Source organism: Caloranaerobacter sp. TR13 (assembly GCF_001316435.1).
GTDB lineage: Bacteria > Bacillota > Clostridia > Tissierellales > Thermohalobacteraceae > Caloranaerobacter.
Genome location: NZ_JXLL01000005.1, coordinates 1 through 15,408 on the forward strand (window position 1 = coordinate 1; position 15,408 = coordinate 15,408).

14 protein-coding genes and 1 CRISPR repeat array are annotated in these 15,408 nt (G+C 29.8%); of the genes, 8 read left to right on the forward strand and 6 right to left on the reverse strand.

The features are described 5' to 3' along the window. Nucleotides 1–37 precede the first annotated feature (37 nt). Nucleotides 38–2,651: direct repeats of the CRISPR family, unit length 29 nt; unit sequence GTTTTATATTAACTATGTGGAATGTAAAT. Between the two features lie 162 nt (nt 2,652–2,813). Beyond that, complete coding sequence (locus TR13x_RS05605; RefSeq protein WP_054870927.1) at nt 2,814–3,320, reverse strand: flavin reductase family protein; 507 nt, start codon at nt 3,318–3,320, stop codon at nt 2,814–2,816. 165 nt (nt 3,321–3,485) lie between these two features. On the opposite strand from TR13x_RS05605, the gene TR13x_RS05610 reads away from it, so the two are divergent. Next, nucleotides 3,486–5,114: a methyl-accepting chemotaxis protein gene (locus tag TR13x_RS05610; RefSeq protein ID WP_054870928.1), complete on the forward strand. Its 1,629-nt coding sequence runs from the start codon at nt 3,486–3,488 to the stop codon at nt 5,112–5,114. Nucleotides 5,115–5,203: 89 nt separating this feature from the next. Here TR13x_RS05610 and TR13x_RS05615 read toward each other — a convergent pair whose 3' ends face one another. From TR13x_RS05615 to TR13x_RS10940, 3 genes are read right to left on the reverse strand one after another with little or no spacing between them, the layout of a single operon-like run. Further along, a complete protein-coding gene (locus TR13x_RS05615; protein ID WP_054870929.1) occupies nt 5,204–5,776 on the reverse strand; it encodes a manganese catalase family protein in 573 nt (190 codons plus the stop codon). A gap of 14 nt (nt 5,777–5,790) precedes the next feature. After that, a complete protein-coding gene (locus tag TR13x_RS05620; RefSeq protein WP_054870930.1) occupies nt 5,791–6,042 on the reverse strand; it encodes a spore coat protein CotJB in 252 nt (83 codons plus the stop codon). A gap of 19 nt (nt 6,043–6,061) precedes the next feature. Then, nucleotides 6,062–6,205, reverse strand: a complete 144-nt coding sequence (locus tag TR13x_RS10940) for a spore coat associated protein CotJA (RefSeq protein ID WP_082394809.1) — start codon at nt 6,203–6,205, stop codon at nt 6,062–6,064. Nucleotides 6,206–6,434: 229 nt separating this feature from the next. On the opposite strand from TR13x_RS10940, the gene TR13x_RS05625 reads away from it, so the two are divergent. Further along, nucleotides 6,435–6,836, forward strand: a complete 402-nt coding sequence (locus tag TR13x_RS05625; protein WP_054870931.1) for an arsenate reductase ArsC — start codon at nt 6,435–6,437, stop codon at nt 6,834–6,836. 28 nt (nt 6,837–6,864) lie between these two features. Here the strand turns inward: TR13x_RS05625 and TR13x_RS05630 are convergent, their stop codons facing one another. Together TR13x_RS05630 and TR13x_RS05635 are read right to left on the reverse strand one after the other, a co-directional pair. Further along, complete coding sequence (locus tag TR13x_RS05630; protein ID WP_054870932.1) at nt 6,865–7,206, reverse strand: hypothetical protein; 342 nt, start codon at nt 7,204–7,206, stop codon at nt 6,865–6,867. Between the two features lies 1 nt (nt 7,207). Further along, complete coding sequence (locus TR13x_RS05635; RefSeq protein WP_054870933.1) at nt 7,208–8,413, reverse strand: DUF1576 domain-containing protein; 1,206 nt, start codon at nt 8,411–8,413, stop codon at nt 7,208–7,210. Nucleotides 8,414–8,842: 429 nt separating this feature from the next. On the opposite strand from TR13x_RS05635, the gene TR13x_RS05640 reads away from it, so the two are divergent. The 6 genes from TR13x_RS05640 to TR13x_RS05665 all read left to right on the forward strand — a co-directional run bounded on the left by TR13x_RS05640 (nt 8,843) and on the right by TR13x_RS05665 (nt 15,279). Then, a complete protein-coding gene (locus tag TR13x_RS05640) occupies nt 8,843–9,076 on the forward strand; it encodes a helix-turn-helix transcriptional regulator (protein WP_242851729.1) in 234 nt (77 codons plus the stop codon). Nucleotides 9,077–9,168: 92 nt separating this feature from the next. After that, the gene (locus TR13x_RS05645) at nt 9,169–11,673 is read left to right on the forward strand and encodes a CoA-disulfide reductase (protein WP_054870935.1); all 2,505 of its coding nucleotides are present in this window, start codon (nt 9,169–9,171) and stop codon (nt 11,671–11,673) included. A gap of 111 nt (nt 11,674–11,784) precedes the next feature. Then, the gene (locus tag TR13x_RS05650) at nt 11,785–12,336 is read left to right on the forward strand and encodes a rubrerythrin family protein (RefSeq protein WP_054870936.1); all 552 of its coding nucleotides are present in this window, start codon (nt 11,785–11,787) and stop codon (nt 12,334–12,336) included. Nucleotides 12,337–12,502: 166 nt separating this feature from the next. After that, nucleotides 12,503–13,132 carry a hypothetical protein gene (locus tag TR13x_RS05655; RefSeq protein WP_054870937.1) on the forward strand — a complete coding sequence of 210 codons (630 nt, stop codon included), beginning with the start codon at nt 12,503–12,505 and terminating at the stop codon, nt 13,130–13,132. A gap of 262 nt (nt 13,133–13,394) precedes the next feature. Then, nucleotides 13,395–14,681 (forward strand): HD-GYP domain-containing protein, encoded by a 1,287-nt coding sequence (locus TR13x_RS05660; protein ID WP_054870938.1) that lies wholly within the window; start codon nt 13,395–13,397, stop codon nt 14,679–14,681. Further along, the gene (locus tag TR13x_RS05665) at nt 14,671–15,279 is read left to right on the forward strand and encodes a DUF5317 domain-containing protein (protein ID WP_054870939.1); all 609 of its coding nucleotides are present in this window, start codon (nt 14,671–14,673) and stop codon (nt 15,277–15,279) included. The genes TR13x_RS05660 and TR13x_RS05665 overlap by 11 nt, the downstream gene beginning before the upstream one ends. Nucleotides 15,280–15,408 lie beyond the last annotated feature (129 nt).

Consider the following 15,408-nt stretch of genomic DNA (forward strand, 5'->3'; position numbering starts at 1 on the left):
AAAGTAGGAGATTTAATGGATGAAGCTATTACAGAAAGTTTTATATTAACTATGTGGAATGTAAATACAGCAGCTAGTACAGTAAGCAAGTAATTAATAATTAGTTTTATATTAACTATGTGGAATGTAAATGACAGTCAAGAAGTAGCAAGCGGGAATGTTGACATAGTTTTATATTAACTATGTGGAATGTAAATTGTTGATACAGGTAATTTGAGAAGCTCGATAGATAAGTTTTATATTAACTATGTGGAATGTAAATAAAAAACCAAACGAAGGATATACTTGGCTAACTTTAGAGTTTTATATTAACTATGTGGAATGTAAATTGTTGATACAGGTAATTTGAGAAGCTCGATAGATAAGTTTTATATTAACTATGTGGAATGTAAATAAAAAACCAAACGAAGGATATACTTGGCTAACTTTAGAGTTTTATATTAACTATGTGGAATGTAAATGACATGGGGGATTATGAAAATGTTGATTTAACAGATACAGTTTTATATTAACTATGTGGAATGTAAATATATCTTTGATGAGAAGTTCATTTATACAAACAGATGTTTTATATTAACTATGTGGAATGTAAATATATCAATATTAAACTATTTGTCATTTTTAATACATCGTTTTATATTAACTATGTGGAATGTAAATGACGATTCAGTTGTCTGTGTATTGTCAAAATTCTGTAAGTTTTATATTAACTATGTGGAATGTAAATGTTGAAATAATAGAGGGTCAAGCACCAGTACAAGTTGAGGTTTTATATTAACTATGTGGAATGTAAATGATAATAACTAAAATCATTTTGCCCCTTAAACAACCGTTTTATATTAACTATGTGGAATGTAAATAATGTTAAAGTGTTAACTAACATTAAGTTAGAGAATGTTTTATATTAACTATGTGGAATGTAAATACTGGAGGACTTCCTAACATATCAGTTAAAGTATTTAAGTTTTATATTAACTATGTGGAATGTAAATTAAGAAAGGGGATAAATAATATGGGTAAAATTCTTTTAAGTTTTATATTAACTATGTGGAATGTAAATCTCCAACTATTCATGTAATATACTACTGTACCATTGGGTTTTATATTAACTATGTGGAATGTAAATGGTCTAGAACAGCATGAGTATATGAGAATATGTTATGCGTTTTATATTAACTATGTGGAATGTAAATTCAATCAGAAAACATGGAGCATATATGACAGATGAAATGTTTTATATTAACTATGTGGAATGTAAATACTGGAGGACTTCCTAACATATCAGTTAAAGTATTTAAGTTTTATATTAACTATGTGGAATGTAAATTAAGAAAGGGGATAAATAATATGGGTAAAATTCTTTTAAGTTTTATATTAACTATGTGGAATGTAAATCTCCAACTATTCATGTAATATACTACTGTACCATTGGGTTTTATATTAACTATGTGGAATGTAAATGGTCTAGAACAGCATGAGTATATGAGAATATGTTATGCGTTTTATATTAACTATGTGGAATGTAAATTCAATCAGAAAACATGGAGCATATATGACAGATGAAATGTTTTATATTAACTATGTGGAATGTAAATTTATTCTATCTCTTATTCCCTTTTCACTTGTATAAATGTTTTATATTAACTATGTGGAATGTAAATGGGGATATAGTAGACTATGAATTTGTAAAGCAGTATGTTTTATATTAACTATGTGGAATGTAAATTTATTCTATCTCTTATTCCCTTTTCACTTGTATAAATGTTTTATATTAACTATGTGGAATGTAAATGGGGATATAGTAGACTATGAATTTGTAAAGCAGTATGTTTTATATTAACTATGTGGAATGTAAATTATTGACAAAAAAAACAGCTGGACTAATCATCCAGGGTTTTATATTAACTATGTGGAATGTAAATGAATATTTTAAGAGAAATAGCGTTAATAAAAGTCAAAGTTTTATATTAACTATGTGGAATGTAAATCTATTTATAAAAACAACTAATGCAGCTGACTCTAAAGTTTTATATTAACTATGTGGAATGTAAATTGTTCTCTTTCGTATTCTTCTTCAATTTCAGCACATGTTTTATATTAACTATGTGGAATGTAAATCTTGAAAGAGAAGTGGTACTTAAAAATAGTACTTGGGGGTTTTATATTAACTATGTGGAATGTAAATTCGGCTGAACTTGATGACCAACTTAATAATAGTAAAAATGTTTTATATTAACTATGTGGAATGTAAATGGAAGAATCATATTAGGAAACAAAGGTCAAAGAATAAAGTTTTATATTAACTATGTGGAATGTAAATGGAGCAGAGAAAATATTGATGCTGATGGGTTTGACGTTTTATATTAACTATGTGGAATGTAAATCTTTATAAGTCAGGGATTATTCAGGAAAGATATTCAGGGTTTTATATTAACTATGTGGAATGTAAATCTACTCCTTACAACTAATTCAACTACATTTTCTAATGTTTTATATTAACTATGTGGAATGTAAATTTTAAAATTGATGTTGCTACTTTAATAATATCTTTTATGTTTTATATTAACTATGTGGAATGTAAATACAGCTATGTAAAGCTAGGTTAAGTTTATTAAAAATGAAGTTTTATATTAACTATGTGGAATGTAAATAGGTCTGGTATTACCACTCAGGTTATCAATCATTCGTGTTTTATACTAACTATGCGGAAATAAAAGGTGTAACATTTTTCATAACAAGTATAAGAGTAGTTGATTCTACATTAACTATGAAAAATATAAATTTAGGTAGATGAATTGATCATCTACCTTTTTTTATTCTTTTATGTAACAAGCAACTATTTCACCGTAGTATAAAATATGATAGTTTTGATTTGGATAAAAATTCTGTTTTATATCCCCATCAACTAGTGCTGGTTCCATAGCCTGTTGATAGACCACTCTACATTCATAATGTAATTCACAATCTCCAACAATAGGAGTTGATAAAACTTTACCATTTTCACATGATAAATTACACTCTTTAAATTTATCAAAATCTCTTCCTGATTTTGTACCACAGAAAGCTAACTCTTTTTTCAAATCTTTATTTAATGGAACACTTATTGTAAACTCTTTTGCTTTTTCTAAAAGCTCATATGTATATCTTGAATAACGAACAGCTACAGTGAAAATTGGTTTATTCCAAATAAATCCGATATTTCCCCAACCTATAGTCATTGTATTAATCTTATCTTCGTGTTTAACAGTTAAAAAAGCTCCTTTTGGTAGTTGCTTAAGCATCTCTTTTGAATATTCGTAATAAGCAATATCTCTATACATAAGCTTACCTCCTAATAATTCTTTATATCATTATATAACACTTATTTTTATTTTACATCTAAGATTTAATATATTATTTTGAAAATATTAAAATTAAATTTTAAATTAACAGGACTTTTGAATTTATTAGTCGAATTATTTAAATTAAAGTGGGGAGGGATTTAAATGAAATTAAAGTTTTTTATTACAGCATTTATAGTATTTTTATTGGGGGTAGCTATGCCTTGGATAATAACAGGGAGCAATTACGTTTTAGAATTGACAAGTCTTGAACTTGCGATAATAGCTGTAGTAGCTTTAGTTGTTCCTTATGGATTTACGTTATTAATGGGAAAGTTTCAAAAGGCATATGTTGTAAAATCGAGTGAATTAGTAAGTAGAGTGGCACAAGGCAGTCTTACTCAAACTATAAAAAATGGCTATGATAAAACATTTAAAGAGATGGTAGCATCGTTAAACAACATGATAGCTAATATCAGAAGTTTAGTAGGTAAAATACTCGTTGCTTCAGATAAAGTTTTTACTTATTCAGGTAGTATAGCAAAAGATTGTGAGGTAGTAAGCAAGTCTATTGAAGAGATATCAATAACTATAAATGAAATTTCTCAAGGACTTGAATTTCAAGCTGAAAGGGCTATGAATACTAAAAATAGTACTATACAGATTGTTGAAAGTTCTCAGACAATTGCTAACTTTGCTGAGAATACGTATTCAATGACAAGAGAAATGAAAGAAAAGATAAATGAATCTGGAGAAAAACTTCAAGGATTAATTAATAATCTAGAGAATAGCGAAAAAAATAATGAGGGACTAGCTATTGAAATAGATAACTTAAATCATGATGCTAAGAAAATAAAAGATATAATAGCTATAGTTAGTGGAATAAGTGAGCAAACAAATCTTTTAGCATTAAATGCCGCAATAGAAGCAGCAAGAGCAGGTGAAGTAGGTAAAGGATTTGCAGTAGTGGCTGAAGAAGTTAGGAAATTAGCAGAAGAATCTGAAAAATCAGCTTCAAAAATAAGACAGATAGTAGAGAATATATCTCAAAGAATAGATCTTATAGCTGAACATATTGAAATGCAGGTTAAAGATATGAAAAAGAACGTACGGTATGCTGAAGAATTTAAGGAATTGTTTGATAAAGTTAAACAGACGTCTGATGCTACTTTAGATTCTACAGAAGAGATTTTAAAGCTATCAGAAAATGGCATTTTAAATGCCCGTAAAGTAGATGAGCTTATGGAAGAAATATCTGCGGTTACACAACAGACTGCAGCAGGGATGGAAGAAATAAATGCTTCTACTCAAGAAGAAGTTAATTTGGTTAAGGTAATTTCTAAGTCAGTTGAAAAGCTGACTAATATGTCAAAAGAATTAACTGAGTTTATCAGAGAAGTTGAAGGTAGTTATAAAATTGGTAAAGATGATGAAAAAAGGATAAAGGATGCAGAAAAAACTCTGAAGGATTTAACAGTAGAGTATGGACTAGATAATCCAGAAGATGAAGAAAAGGCACGAAACTTTATTGACAATATAAGTAGAAAATTTGATAAACTCTTTGAAGTAGTTGTTGTATTAGATTCTAAAGGGGATGTAAAGGGTTCTACTATAGCTATTGATGTAGATAATTTAACTCACAGATCTTACTTTAAAGAAGCTATGAAAGGTAATTCGTATATTTCTAAACCTTATATTTCTGTTATGACTGATGATTACTGTGTTACAATTGCTATTCCAATAATATTTAACGGCCAAGTAAATGGTGTGGTTGTTGGTGATGTAAAACTTTAAAGTTAAATACTGTGTAAATAAAACCCCTTAAAGTAGATAGCATAAAAACAATTATCTACTTTAAGGGGTTATTTAATTACAAGAGTAGTTTAATAGTATTTTTTGCTATTTAAGCATTCTTGTACAATGTCTAATGTTTCACCGAATCTTTGGAAGTGTACAATTTCTCTTTCTCTTAAGAATCTTAAAGCATCTTTAACGCCAGGATCGTCGCAAATATTGATTAAATATTCATAAGTTGCCCTAGCTTTTTGCTCAGCTGCCATATCTTCGTGAAGATTTGCTATAGGATCATCTTTAGATTGTATAAATGTAGCAGTCCAAGCATATCCTGCAGCATCATGAGGAAATGGACTTTTACCATGATTTACATAGTGTGCTTCAAGAGGAGTACCTTCTATATCTTTTATAGGAACGTCTTTTATAAGTTTCCATACGATAGTTCCTATAATTTCCCAATGTGCAAACTCTTCAGTTCCTATATCAGTTAAAATACCTTTTGCTTGATCAGTAGGCATTGCCCATCTTTGTGTTAAATATCTAATACCTGCTGAAAGTTCTCCATCTGGACCTCCAAACTGCTCTAATATCATAGCTGCGAGAGTTGGATTGCAAGTATCTACTCTAACAGGATATTGTAGCTTCTTTTCATAAATCCACATAATTTAACCTCCTATCAATATTCTATTTCCCATGGCCAAGGGCTTTTGGTATATTCCCATGGATATTTACTTAGGTCGTAATTAGTTAGAGGTCCATATTTCATACTATACATATTTGTAAGTTCTTTATATTTCTTTGAAAAAGTATTGTGAAGAGCTACAGCCCTTTCATCATTTGGATGAGTATCAAGGTATAAGTTTATATCAGTTAAGCAAAAGCATATTTCCATTATTTCTTTTAGCATATCCAATTGGTTTGAATCCACAAAACACACCTCCAAATTATTACTTCTTAACAGCTTTATAAGGCATATATAGCTCAGGGAAAATAGTTCCTTTCATTAATGCTTCTTCAGGACAATATATTTTACCCATTATTTGATAGGGAATATATGCTTTAGCAAGTTTATAATAAGGATATTTTTTCATGTCCACTATTACCCCTCCTGAAATATTATATTTTGTAGTAATATATTACGCTTATTTAAGCATATCTGTGACTAATGCTTTATTTTCTTAAGAGCTATACTTTAAAGAAATCACATTGACTTATAAATTTGTCATATGATAATCTATACATAGAGATATTTGAATGTATCTAAACAAATTGCAAGACAAAGCTGCCTATTGGAGTACTAGTTTAGAAGGAGGACTTTTAGTGAAGAAAAAAGTTGCTTTTGTTTGTGTTCATAATTCTTGCCGATCACAGATGGCAGAAGCTTGGGCAAAACATTTAGGTAAAGATGTATTAGAGGTGTATTCAGCAGGGACAGAAGAGTATCCAGAAGTTAAGCCCAAAGCAGTTCAAGTTATGGAAGAAGTTGGAATTAATATGAGTGACCATTATCCTAAACTTTTATCAGATATACCTGAAAAAATAGATATCTTAATAACTATGGGCTGTGGTGTAATATGTCCTTATGTACCATGTGACTATAGCGAGGATTGGGGGCTTGAAGATCCTTCTGGTGGTCCTATAGAAGAATTTAGAAAAGCAAGAGATATTATTAAAGAAAAGGTAGAAGACCTTATAGAAAGAGTGAAAAGCAAAAAAATATGAGGGATTTATATCCCTCTTATTTTATGCTTTATTTATTCCTATATAAAGTTATAGATAGAGAAGTTCCGTCAAAGTTTACTTCTGCTTTATCCACCATCATTCCTACAAGAGTAAGTTCTGTGTCGCTATCACATTCACCAGCTAATTCCCAATAATATTCTTCTACTTCTGATTGTCTTGGGTAGTTTAAAAGTTCTTTAAGTTGCTGAACCCTAACATCATTGCAATCTATATTATCACTTTCAAGATGTATCTTAAAATAATCTTCATGATTTTCTAATGATATATTCATGTTGTTCGTACCGTGGAGAAAACAGAAAGTAATTAACTCATCAAGAATTTTTGATATTCTTTTTATCTCATGTTTCATATTAATCCTCCTTCTTGAAAGCATCAATAATTGGCACTAGTATAGTAGCAACAATACCACCTGAAAAACCATTATTATATAAATTAATCCCTCCATGAAGATATCCTACATTCATTACCACAGATAAATGAACAAATCCAGCAAGTATTCCTGCTAAATAACCATAAGTTCCTGAAATAGGAGCTATAGTAGTTCCGAATAGACCAGTGATTACTAAAATAGTTGGATTTACTTCTTTAGTAATTAAAACACTACCTATTAAAACACCTATTAAAATTGGTATAGAGTTTTTAGGATGTTTACCAAAAGATGAAAAACCTACAAGAGTTAATAATCCACCTATAACAGGGCCATTAATTACCCCACCTGTTATTATAACATAAAGTATACCTATTAGTCCCATTAATCCCATATTGATTAAAGTTAAACCAAAGCCTGTTAGTTGTGTAAAATCTGTGATAAGCCTTCCAGTAAACCAAATGAGTCTTTTATATCCTTTAAAACTTTTATTATTAAACATAAAACCTAAAACAATTAAAATTAAGAAGAATATTGCAAAAAATATTTTGAAAAACATATCATATTCACTACTTAATATCATTTTACTGTTTGTAGCGAATCCGTAACTTCTCATTATAGACATAATTATTGTACCTATTAATCCAGCTGTAAAGCCAATATTGTATAGGTTGTAACCATCATGTACTCTTACCATATGAGCTGAAAGTGGAGGCATAATAAAACCAACTAATATTCCGACAAAAACACCTAAAACTAAACCAGTTGGTATAGGAAGATTTAAACCGTAAGCAAGTTCGTTTACTAGAGGAGATAATGCAGTAGTAAACATAACGATTAGCATTACGTTTTTAAAATGAGTTTTTTGATATTTAGAGTATAAATAGCCTCCTACATATACTGGCCAAACATTAAATATATTTTTACCAAAAAAGGCGAATCCCATAATTGTAAAAATAGCTGATATAATTGGACCATTAATATTTATTTTTAGTTTCCATATAATATAAATATTCACTAAAGTAAGGATAGCAGAATTAATTAAAGTAGCACCTATTCCTCCAACTTTAATGTAGTCAGTAAGCAAAATATCAGGGCTAACTATTATTTCTAAAATCCCTTTTAATATATTAGAAGGGGTATCAAGAATAAAAGCTAGTACTATAAAAGAAATCGGTAGTAAAAGCATAATTATTATTCCTTTTTTATTAAAATCTCTTTTTTTCAGTTAAAACACCTCCAATAATTTTTTATAAAATATTAAAAGAAAAAGGGATTGAGTACATAAATCATGACACAAATAAGGTTAAAAGAATTAATTTCAATGGAGTGACTAACAGATTAAGATATGATATAGTAAATTCAGATGTGTTTATACTATTTTACCATAAATATAGCAATATAAATACAATAAAATCTACGATTTAAATAAAATAAAACAAAATCTTAATTTTAATAAACTATAAGGTAGATTTTGTTATAATCCATAGTATGGATTATAACAAATTGACAAATCTTTTTATATATTGTAATATTAAGATATAGAGATAGAACGAGGTGATGACTTATAAAAGATGTAGTAAATCAAATTGAAGAATTAACTAAAAAAGCCGATATATTGAAGGCTATTGCACATCCAGTAAGATTATGCATAGTTAAAGGACTTTTAGATGATGAAGGATGTAATGTGACTAAAATACAAAATTGTTTAAATATGCCTCAATCAACAATATCACAGCATTTAGCAAAATTAAAAGCAGCTGGTGTTGTTGAAGGAAGAAGGTACGGCGTAGAGATTAAATACTATCTAGTTAATGAAGATGTTAGAAAAATTTTGAAGGCTATATTTTAGTTTGTTTTTCGTACTTGTTTTTGTATTTTTTTTAACAATATAATTTAATTATTAATATATATTAATTAAATGATTAACGAGGAGGAATTTTCATGTCAAAGAAAGTTTTAATTGTAGGTGGTGTAGCTGGAGGAGCTTCTACGGCAGCTAGATTAAGAAGGCTTGATGAAACTGCTGAAATTATTATGTTTGAGAAAGGTGAGCATATTTCATTTGCAAACTGTGGATTGCCTTATTATATTGGTGGTACAATCGAGCAAAGAGATGCCTTATTAGTTCAGACTCCAGAAAAAATGAAATCAAAATTTAACATTGATGTAAGAGTCAAAAACGAAGTGTTATCAATAGACAGAGAGAAAAAGGAAGTAAAAGTAAAAGATTTAAACAGCGGAAAAATATATAAGGAATCATATGATTATTTAGTATTATCTCCAGGTGCTAGTCCAATTAAACCACCTATCCCAGGTATTGACTCACCTAATATATTTACTTTAAGAAATATACCTGATACGGATGCAATAAAAGAATGTGTAGACAATAAAAAGCCTAAGCGTGCAGTAGTAGTTGGTGGCGGATTTATCGGTATAGAAATGGCAGAAAATCTCTATGATAGAGGTTTAGAAGTCTCTATTGTAGAAATGGCAGACCAAGTCATGGGTCCTATTGATTTTGACATGGCTCAAATTGTTCATCAACACATTAAATCTAAAGATGTAAAATTATATTTAAAAGACGGAGTAAAAGAATTTGAATATAAAGATGGTATAACTAAAGTAACACTTCAAAGTGGTAAGACTTTAGATGCTGACATAGTAATACTTGCAATTGGAGTAAGGCCAGACAGCAAATTAGCTATGGATTGTGGCCTTGAGGTTAATCAAAGAGGTGGAATAATTGTTGATGAGTATCTAAGAACATCAGATAAAAATATCTTTGCTATAGGAGATGCAATTGAAGTAGTTGATTTTGTAAATGGTGCTAAGACTATGATACCACTAGCTGGACCTGCAAATAAACAAGGTAGAATAGTAGCAAACAACATAGCAGGTAGATTAGAAAAATATAAAGGAACACAAGGTACTTCAATAGCAAAGGTATTTGATTTAACAGTTGCTTCAACTGGTAATAATGAAAAAATATTGAATAGAATGGGCAAAAAATATGGTAAAGACTACAAAATAGCACTTATTCATTCAAAATCACATGCAGGATATTATCCTGGAGCAATACCAATGACAATAAAATTAATATTTAACCTAAAAGGAAAAATATTAGGTGCTCAAATTGTAGGTTATGATGGTGTAGATAAGAGAATAGACGTTATTGCATCTGCAATAAGATTTGGGGGTACAATTTACGACCTTAAAGAATTAGAGCTTGCTTATGCACCACCTTACTCATCAGCAAAAGACCCTGTGAACATGGTAGGTTTTACAGCAGAGAACATATTAAAAAGAGACGTAGATGTTATAATGTGCAATGAGCTAGAAAAATTAGATAAAAATGAAGTAATTATTCTTGATGTTAGAGATGAAATTGAAAGAGAATTAGGATATATCGAAGGTTCAATTAATATACCATTAGATGAGTTAAGAAATAGATTGAATGAATTAGATAAGGAAAAATTAATAATACCATATTGTGCTATAGGACTTAGAGGATATTTAGCAGCTAGAATTTTAAAACAAAATGGTTTTAAGAAAGTTAAGAATTTAAGTGGAGGATATACAACTTATAGTTGTATCTTCTGTCAAGATGAAGCTTCAAAATGTGGAGGAGTTACTTTTGACTTAAATGCAGACTTTAATGAAGGTGGAGAACCAGAAGAAATAGATATAAATAATCTAGAAGGAAAAACTATAAAGCTAAATGCTTGTGGCCTTCAGTGTCCAGGACCGGTAATGCAGGTATACGAAAAAATGAAGGCATTAGAAAATGGAGATATTCTAGAAGTAACCGCGACAGACCCTGGTTTTGTGAATGATATAAAAAATTGGTGCAAAAGAACTGGTAATACTTTGATAAAGACTGAAAAAAGACCAAAAGAGTTTGTAGCTTTTATTAGAAAGGGTAGAGGTGCAAACATTGTTAAAGATAGCAGTAATAACAATGTAGTACAGACTGCAAATGATGGTAAAACAATAATTGTATTTAGTGGAGATTTAGACAAGGCAATAGCTTCATTTATAATTGCAAATGGTGCAGCTGCTATGGGCAGAAAGGTTACAATGTTCTTTACGTTCTGGGGACTTAATATATTAAGAAAACCAGAAAAAGTAAAGGTAGAAAAAGGTTTAATGGATAAAATGTTTGGTATGATGATGCCAAGAGGAAGTAAAAAATTAAAATTATCACAAATGAACATGATGGGCATAGGCGCTAAAATGATAAGAAGTGTAATGAAGAAGAAAAATATTTCTTCATTAGAAGAGTTAATGGAAAAAGCTAAGAAGCAGGGTATAAGATTAGTAGCATGTAATATGTCTATGGATGTAATGGGAATAACTAGAGAAGAGTTAATAGACGGTGTAGAAATAGGTGGAGTTGCTAGTTATTTAGGAGCAGCTGAAGAGTCGAATGTTAATTTATTTATCTAGTATTAAAAGAGGGATTTTGTTCCCTCTTTTATTTCAAAAAGTTGTTTAAAGATTTTATGTAGGGGTATTAATGAATTCGACAAGAAAAACTAGGGTAGGGGGTATACAAATATGAATGCAATGACAGCATCAAATTTACGTTCAGCATATGGTGGAGAGAGCCAAGCTCATATGAGATATAAAGTATGGGCAGCTAAAGCAGAAGAGGAAGGATTTAGTAATGTAGCAAGATTATTTAGAGCAGTATCATTTGCTGAAGAAATTCATGCTACAAGTCATTTTAAGACTTTAAAAGATGAAAAAGGAGACTTTTCAGTTACTGCAGGAGCTGGATTTGGAATAGGCAGTACTTCAGAAAACTTACAAGGAGCTATAGATGGAGAGAATTTTGAAGTTGAGCAGATGTATCCTGCTTTTATAGAAGTATCTAAAATGCAAGGAGAAAAGAGAGCTACAATCTCAATGCAATATGCATATGAGGCAGAAAAGACACATGCAGCACTTTTCACTAAAGCAAAAGAAGCTGTAGATTCTGGCAAAGATGTAGAATTTGGCGATTTACATGTATGTGAAATTTGTGGTTATACTGTAGAAGGAGAAGCTCCTGAAAAATGTCCAATTTGTGGTGTTAAAACTGAAAAGTTTAAAACTTTTAGTAAATAGAGTTAAAAAATAACAAAAAAACATCCCAAAACATCCCGCTTTGGGATGTTTTTAATTTTTTTTTGATAATTTAAGAAAAAAATTAAAGGAAAAAACAATATCTTGTAGAATAAAATATCTTGTAGAATAAATAAGTTAGTCCAAAAAAGTGAGTGAAGGTGATAATATGATTATGAAGGACATAGAACAATTTATAAGTCAAATTAAATCTGTTCTTTCATGTAAAGTCGTTGCCGATGAAAACGGTAACATTCAAGAAATACATATACTTTCAGACATAAAAAGAAGCCCAAAACAGGTTTCTAGAGATGTGCAGTCAGGTTTAATATCAAGATTTGGTTTAGATATAGATCATAAAAAAATAAGTATTGCTCAAATTGATGAAAAAGCAGCTGAGAGTAAGGATTTTAGATTAAAATTAAAGACAATTGAGTTTTCAACGTCAGGAACAAGAGCAAATATTAAGGTTATATTAGAAAAAGATGAAGAGATTTTTGAAGGAGAAGTATCAGGGGTAAATACAGTTTCAAATTCTCAAAGACTTCTTGGAACAGCTGCATTAAAGGCAGTTGAGAAATTTTTAGGAATTGAGGACAATTTCATACTTGAAGATATAAAAACTGTTGGGTTAGCAGGACGAGAGGTTATAGTTTCAGCTATTACTTTTGTTACTACTAACCATGAAAAGCTGCTATCAGGTTGTGCTTTTGTCAATAGAGACAAAAAGGAAGCAGTAGTAAAGGCAACATTAGATGCAATAAATAGAAGCATTATTAGACATTACAGTGGTAATTAGGCCGGCTAACTTTTATTTTTTTCTTAAAAAAAACTTACTTAAACTCTTTTTTTCTCTTTAGCGAAGCGAGTATAGCCTGTTGGAATAGCGAGCCAACAGAAAAAATCATAAAGGGGGCTATATTCGATGAAAAAAGTATTAATGGTATTAGTAAGCTTATTAGCTTTAGTATTAGCTAGTGGAGCAAATCTTTCTTGGTTATAATATATCATTAGTTTTCTTTAAAGTATTAAGCCGGCCTAATAATAAAAAGGAGGACGTTATGCGAAACATACCTCGTAGATTGAAGCATTATATATTATTTTTGTTTTTGACTTCTTTTATAGTATTTTATTTATTGTATATAAACAATACTAATTTTGATTTAGAGTTCTTATTAACTTTTATTTTGCTATCAATAATAGCAGAATCTCTGCCTATACCTTTACCTAATGAAGGAGCAGTATCAGTAGGCTTTGCTATAAGCTTAGCCTCGATAATAATAGGAGGACCATTAGTAGGTGCGTTAGTAACTGCTTTTGGCTTTTTATTTAGAGTAGTAAAAGCGCCAGGCAGAAAGTATTTACACTTATTTAATACCCCAATGTATAAGACTATATTCAATGTTTCACAAATAATTATTGTGATTGGAATTTCTGGTATTGTTTATATAAAGTCAGGAGGAGTTGTAGGAAGTGGCAATTTTATAAAAAATCCTCTTCCAATTTTATCGACTTTCATTGTATATATTCTTTTAAGTACAACAATAATGGCAGAATTAATGTCGATTTTAAGTGGACAAAACATTGTTAAAATATGGATGAAAAATCTTAGATGGATTATACCAAATACTGCTGCCATAGGTACGTTGGGATTAATAATAGCTCTAGCTTATTTTGCATTAGGAGCATTTGCAGTAGTGATATTTTTCGGTCCACTATTATTAGCAAGATATTCATATAAACTATATATGGATATGAGGCATGTATATATGGAGACTATTCAAGCGCTTACAAATGCAATGGAGGCAAAAGATGCATATACTAGGGGTCATGCTGATAGGGTAGGTATGTATGCAGTTAAGTTAGCTAGAGCATTGAACCTTTCTGACAGAAAAATCGAAAATATAAAGAATGCAGCAATTTTACATGATATAGGGAAAATAGGTATTGACGATCAAATATTAAAAAAGCCAGGTAAACTTACTGAAGAAGAATATCAGAAAATAAAACAACATCCATCAATAGGTGCTGAAATATTAAAAGGAGTTAATTTCTTAAAAGAAGTTTCAGACATAGTAAGACACCATCATGAAAGATATGATGGTAAAGGGTATCCTGATGGGCTTAAAGAAAATGAAATCCCTGTAGAAGCAGCAATACTTGCAATAGCTGATGTATATGATGCAATGACATCTGATAGACCTTATAGAAAGGCATTGTCAAAAGAAGTAGCACTTAGTGAGATTGAAAAAAATGCCGGAACACAATTTAATCCAGAATTTGCTAAGATGTTTGTAAAAGTAATGAAAAATGATAATGAGAAGGGGATGCTGGCTAATGCTAATTGAGTCAATGGCAACTTCTCTAGTTGTAGGTAAGGTTAGAGGGGGAAAACTAGAAAACATTGGGAAAGTACAGATTAGATGTTGGTATCTTTTTGTTTTAGGCTTTATACTTGAATTTACGAGTGTATATTTAAAAATAAAGCATATTGGAGTAATAAGTACTTTTGTTGATAAATATTTTATTTATGTACATAGCTTATCTTACATTTTAATTTTTGTTGCACTTATGCTTAACTTTAAAAATAAATCTATGATATTAGTCTTTATTGGAACACTTCTTAATTTTATAGTTATTGTTGCAAACGGTGGTAGAATGCCTGTATCACCTGAAGGATTGAAAGCAGCAAATTTAATATCTAATTTAGAGATGTTAAAAAAGGATATGATAATAACACATACATTAATAACAGATTCTACTAGACTTCCTATTTTAGGAGATATCATACCACTAATAAAGCCATATCCATTTCCTAAAATTATAAGTATAGGAGACATCTTTTTAGGTCTTGGAATATTCTTTTTTATACAAGGGGCAATGACTAAAAAGGGTATTTTTTCAAGAAAGACTAAAATGATAAAATTTGAATACAAGAAAAATTAGGAATTAAGAGAGTAGAAATACTCTCTTTTTTAATACTGTAGAATACAATTGACAATTTACAATCTACTGTTGATTAATTTTACATTTTAAACTTTCAATTTTACATTTCTATTCCCTGTCCCCTATTCT

Coding starts and splice junctions, on each gene's coding strand:
- TR13x_RS05605 (WP_054870927.1), bottom strand. CDS start 3,320: ATGTATAGAGATATTGCTTATTACGAATATTCAAAAGAGATGCTTAAG.
- TR13x_RS05610 (WP_054870928.1), top strand. CDS start 3,486: ATGAAATTAAAGTTTTTTATTACAGCATTTATAGTATTTTTATTGGGG.
- TR13x_RS05615 (WP_054870929.1), bottom strand. CDS start 5,776: ATGTGGATTTATGAAAAGAAGCTACAATATCCTGTTAGAGTAGATACT.
- TR13x_RS10940 (WP_082394809.1), bottom strand. CDS start 6,205: ATGAAAAAATATCCTTATTATAAACTTGCTAAAGCATATATTCCCTAT.
- TR13x_RS05630 (WP_054870932.1), bottom strand. CDS start 7,206: ATGAAACATGAGATAAAAAGAATATCAAAAATTCTTGATGAGTTAATT.
- TR13x_RS05635 (WP_054870933.1), bottom strand. CDS start 8,413: ATGCTTTTACTACCGATTTCTTTTATAGTACTAGCTTTTATTCTTGAT.
- TR13x_RS05645 (WP_054870935.1), top strand. CDS start 9,169: ATGTCAAAGAAAGTTTTAATTGTAGGTGGTGTAGCTGGAGGAGCTTCT.
- TR13x_RS05650 (WP_054870936.1), top strand. CDS start 11,785: ATGAATGCAATGACAGCATCAAATTTACGTTCAGCATATGGTGGAGAG.
- TR13x_RS05655 (WP_054870937.1), top strand. CDS start 12,503: ATGATTATGAAGGACATAGAACAATTTATAAGTCAAATTAAATCTGTT.
- TR13x_RS05660 (WP_054870938.1), top strand. CDS start 13,395: ATGCGAAACATACCTCGTAGATTGAAGCATTATATATTATTTTTGTTT.
- TR13x_RS05665 (WP_054870939.1), top strand. CDS start 14,671: ATGCTAATTGAGTCAATGGCAACTTCTCTAGTTGTAGGTAAGGTTAGA.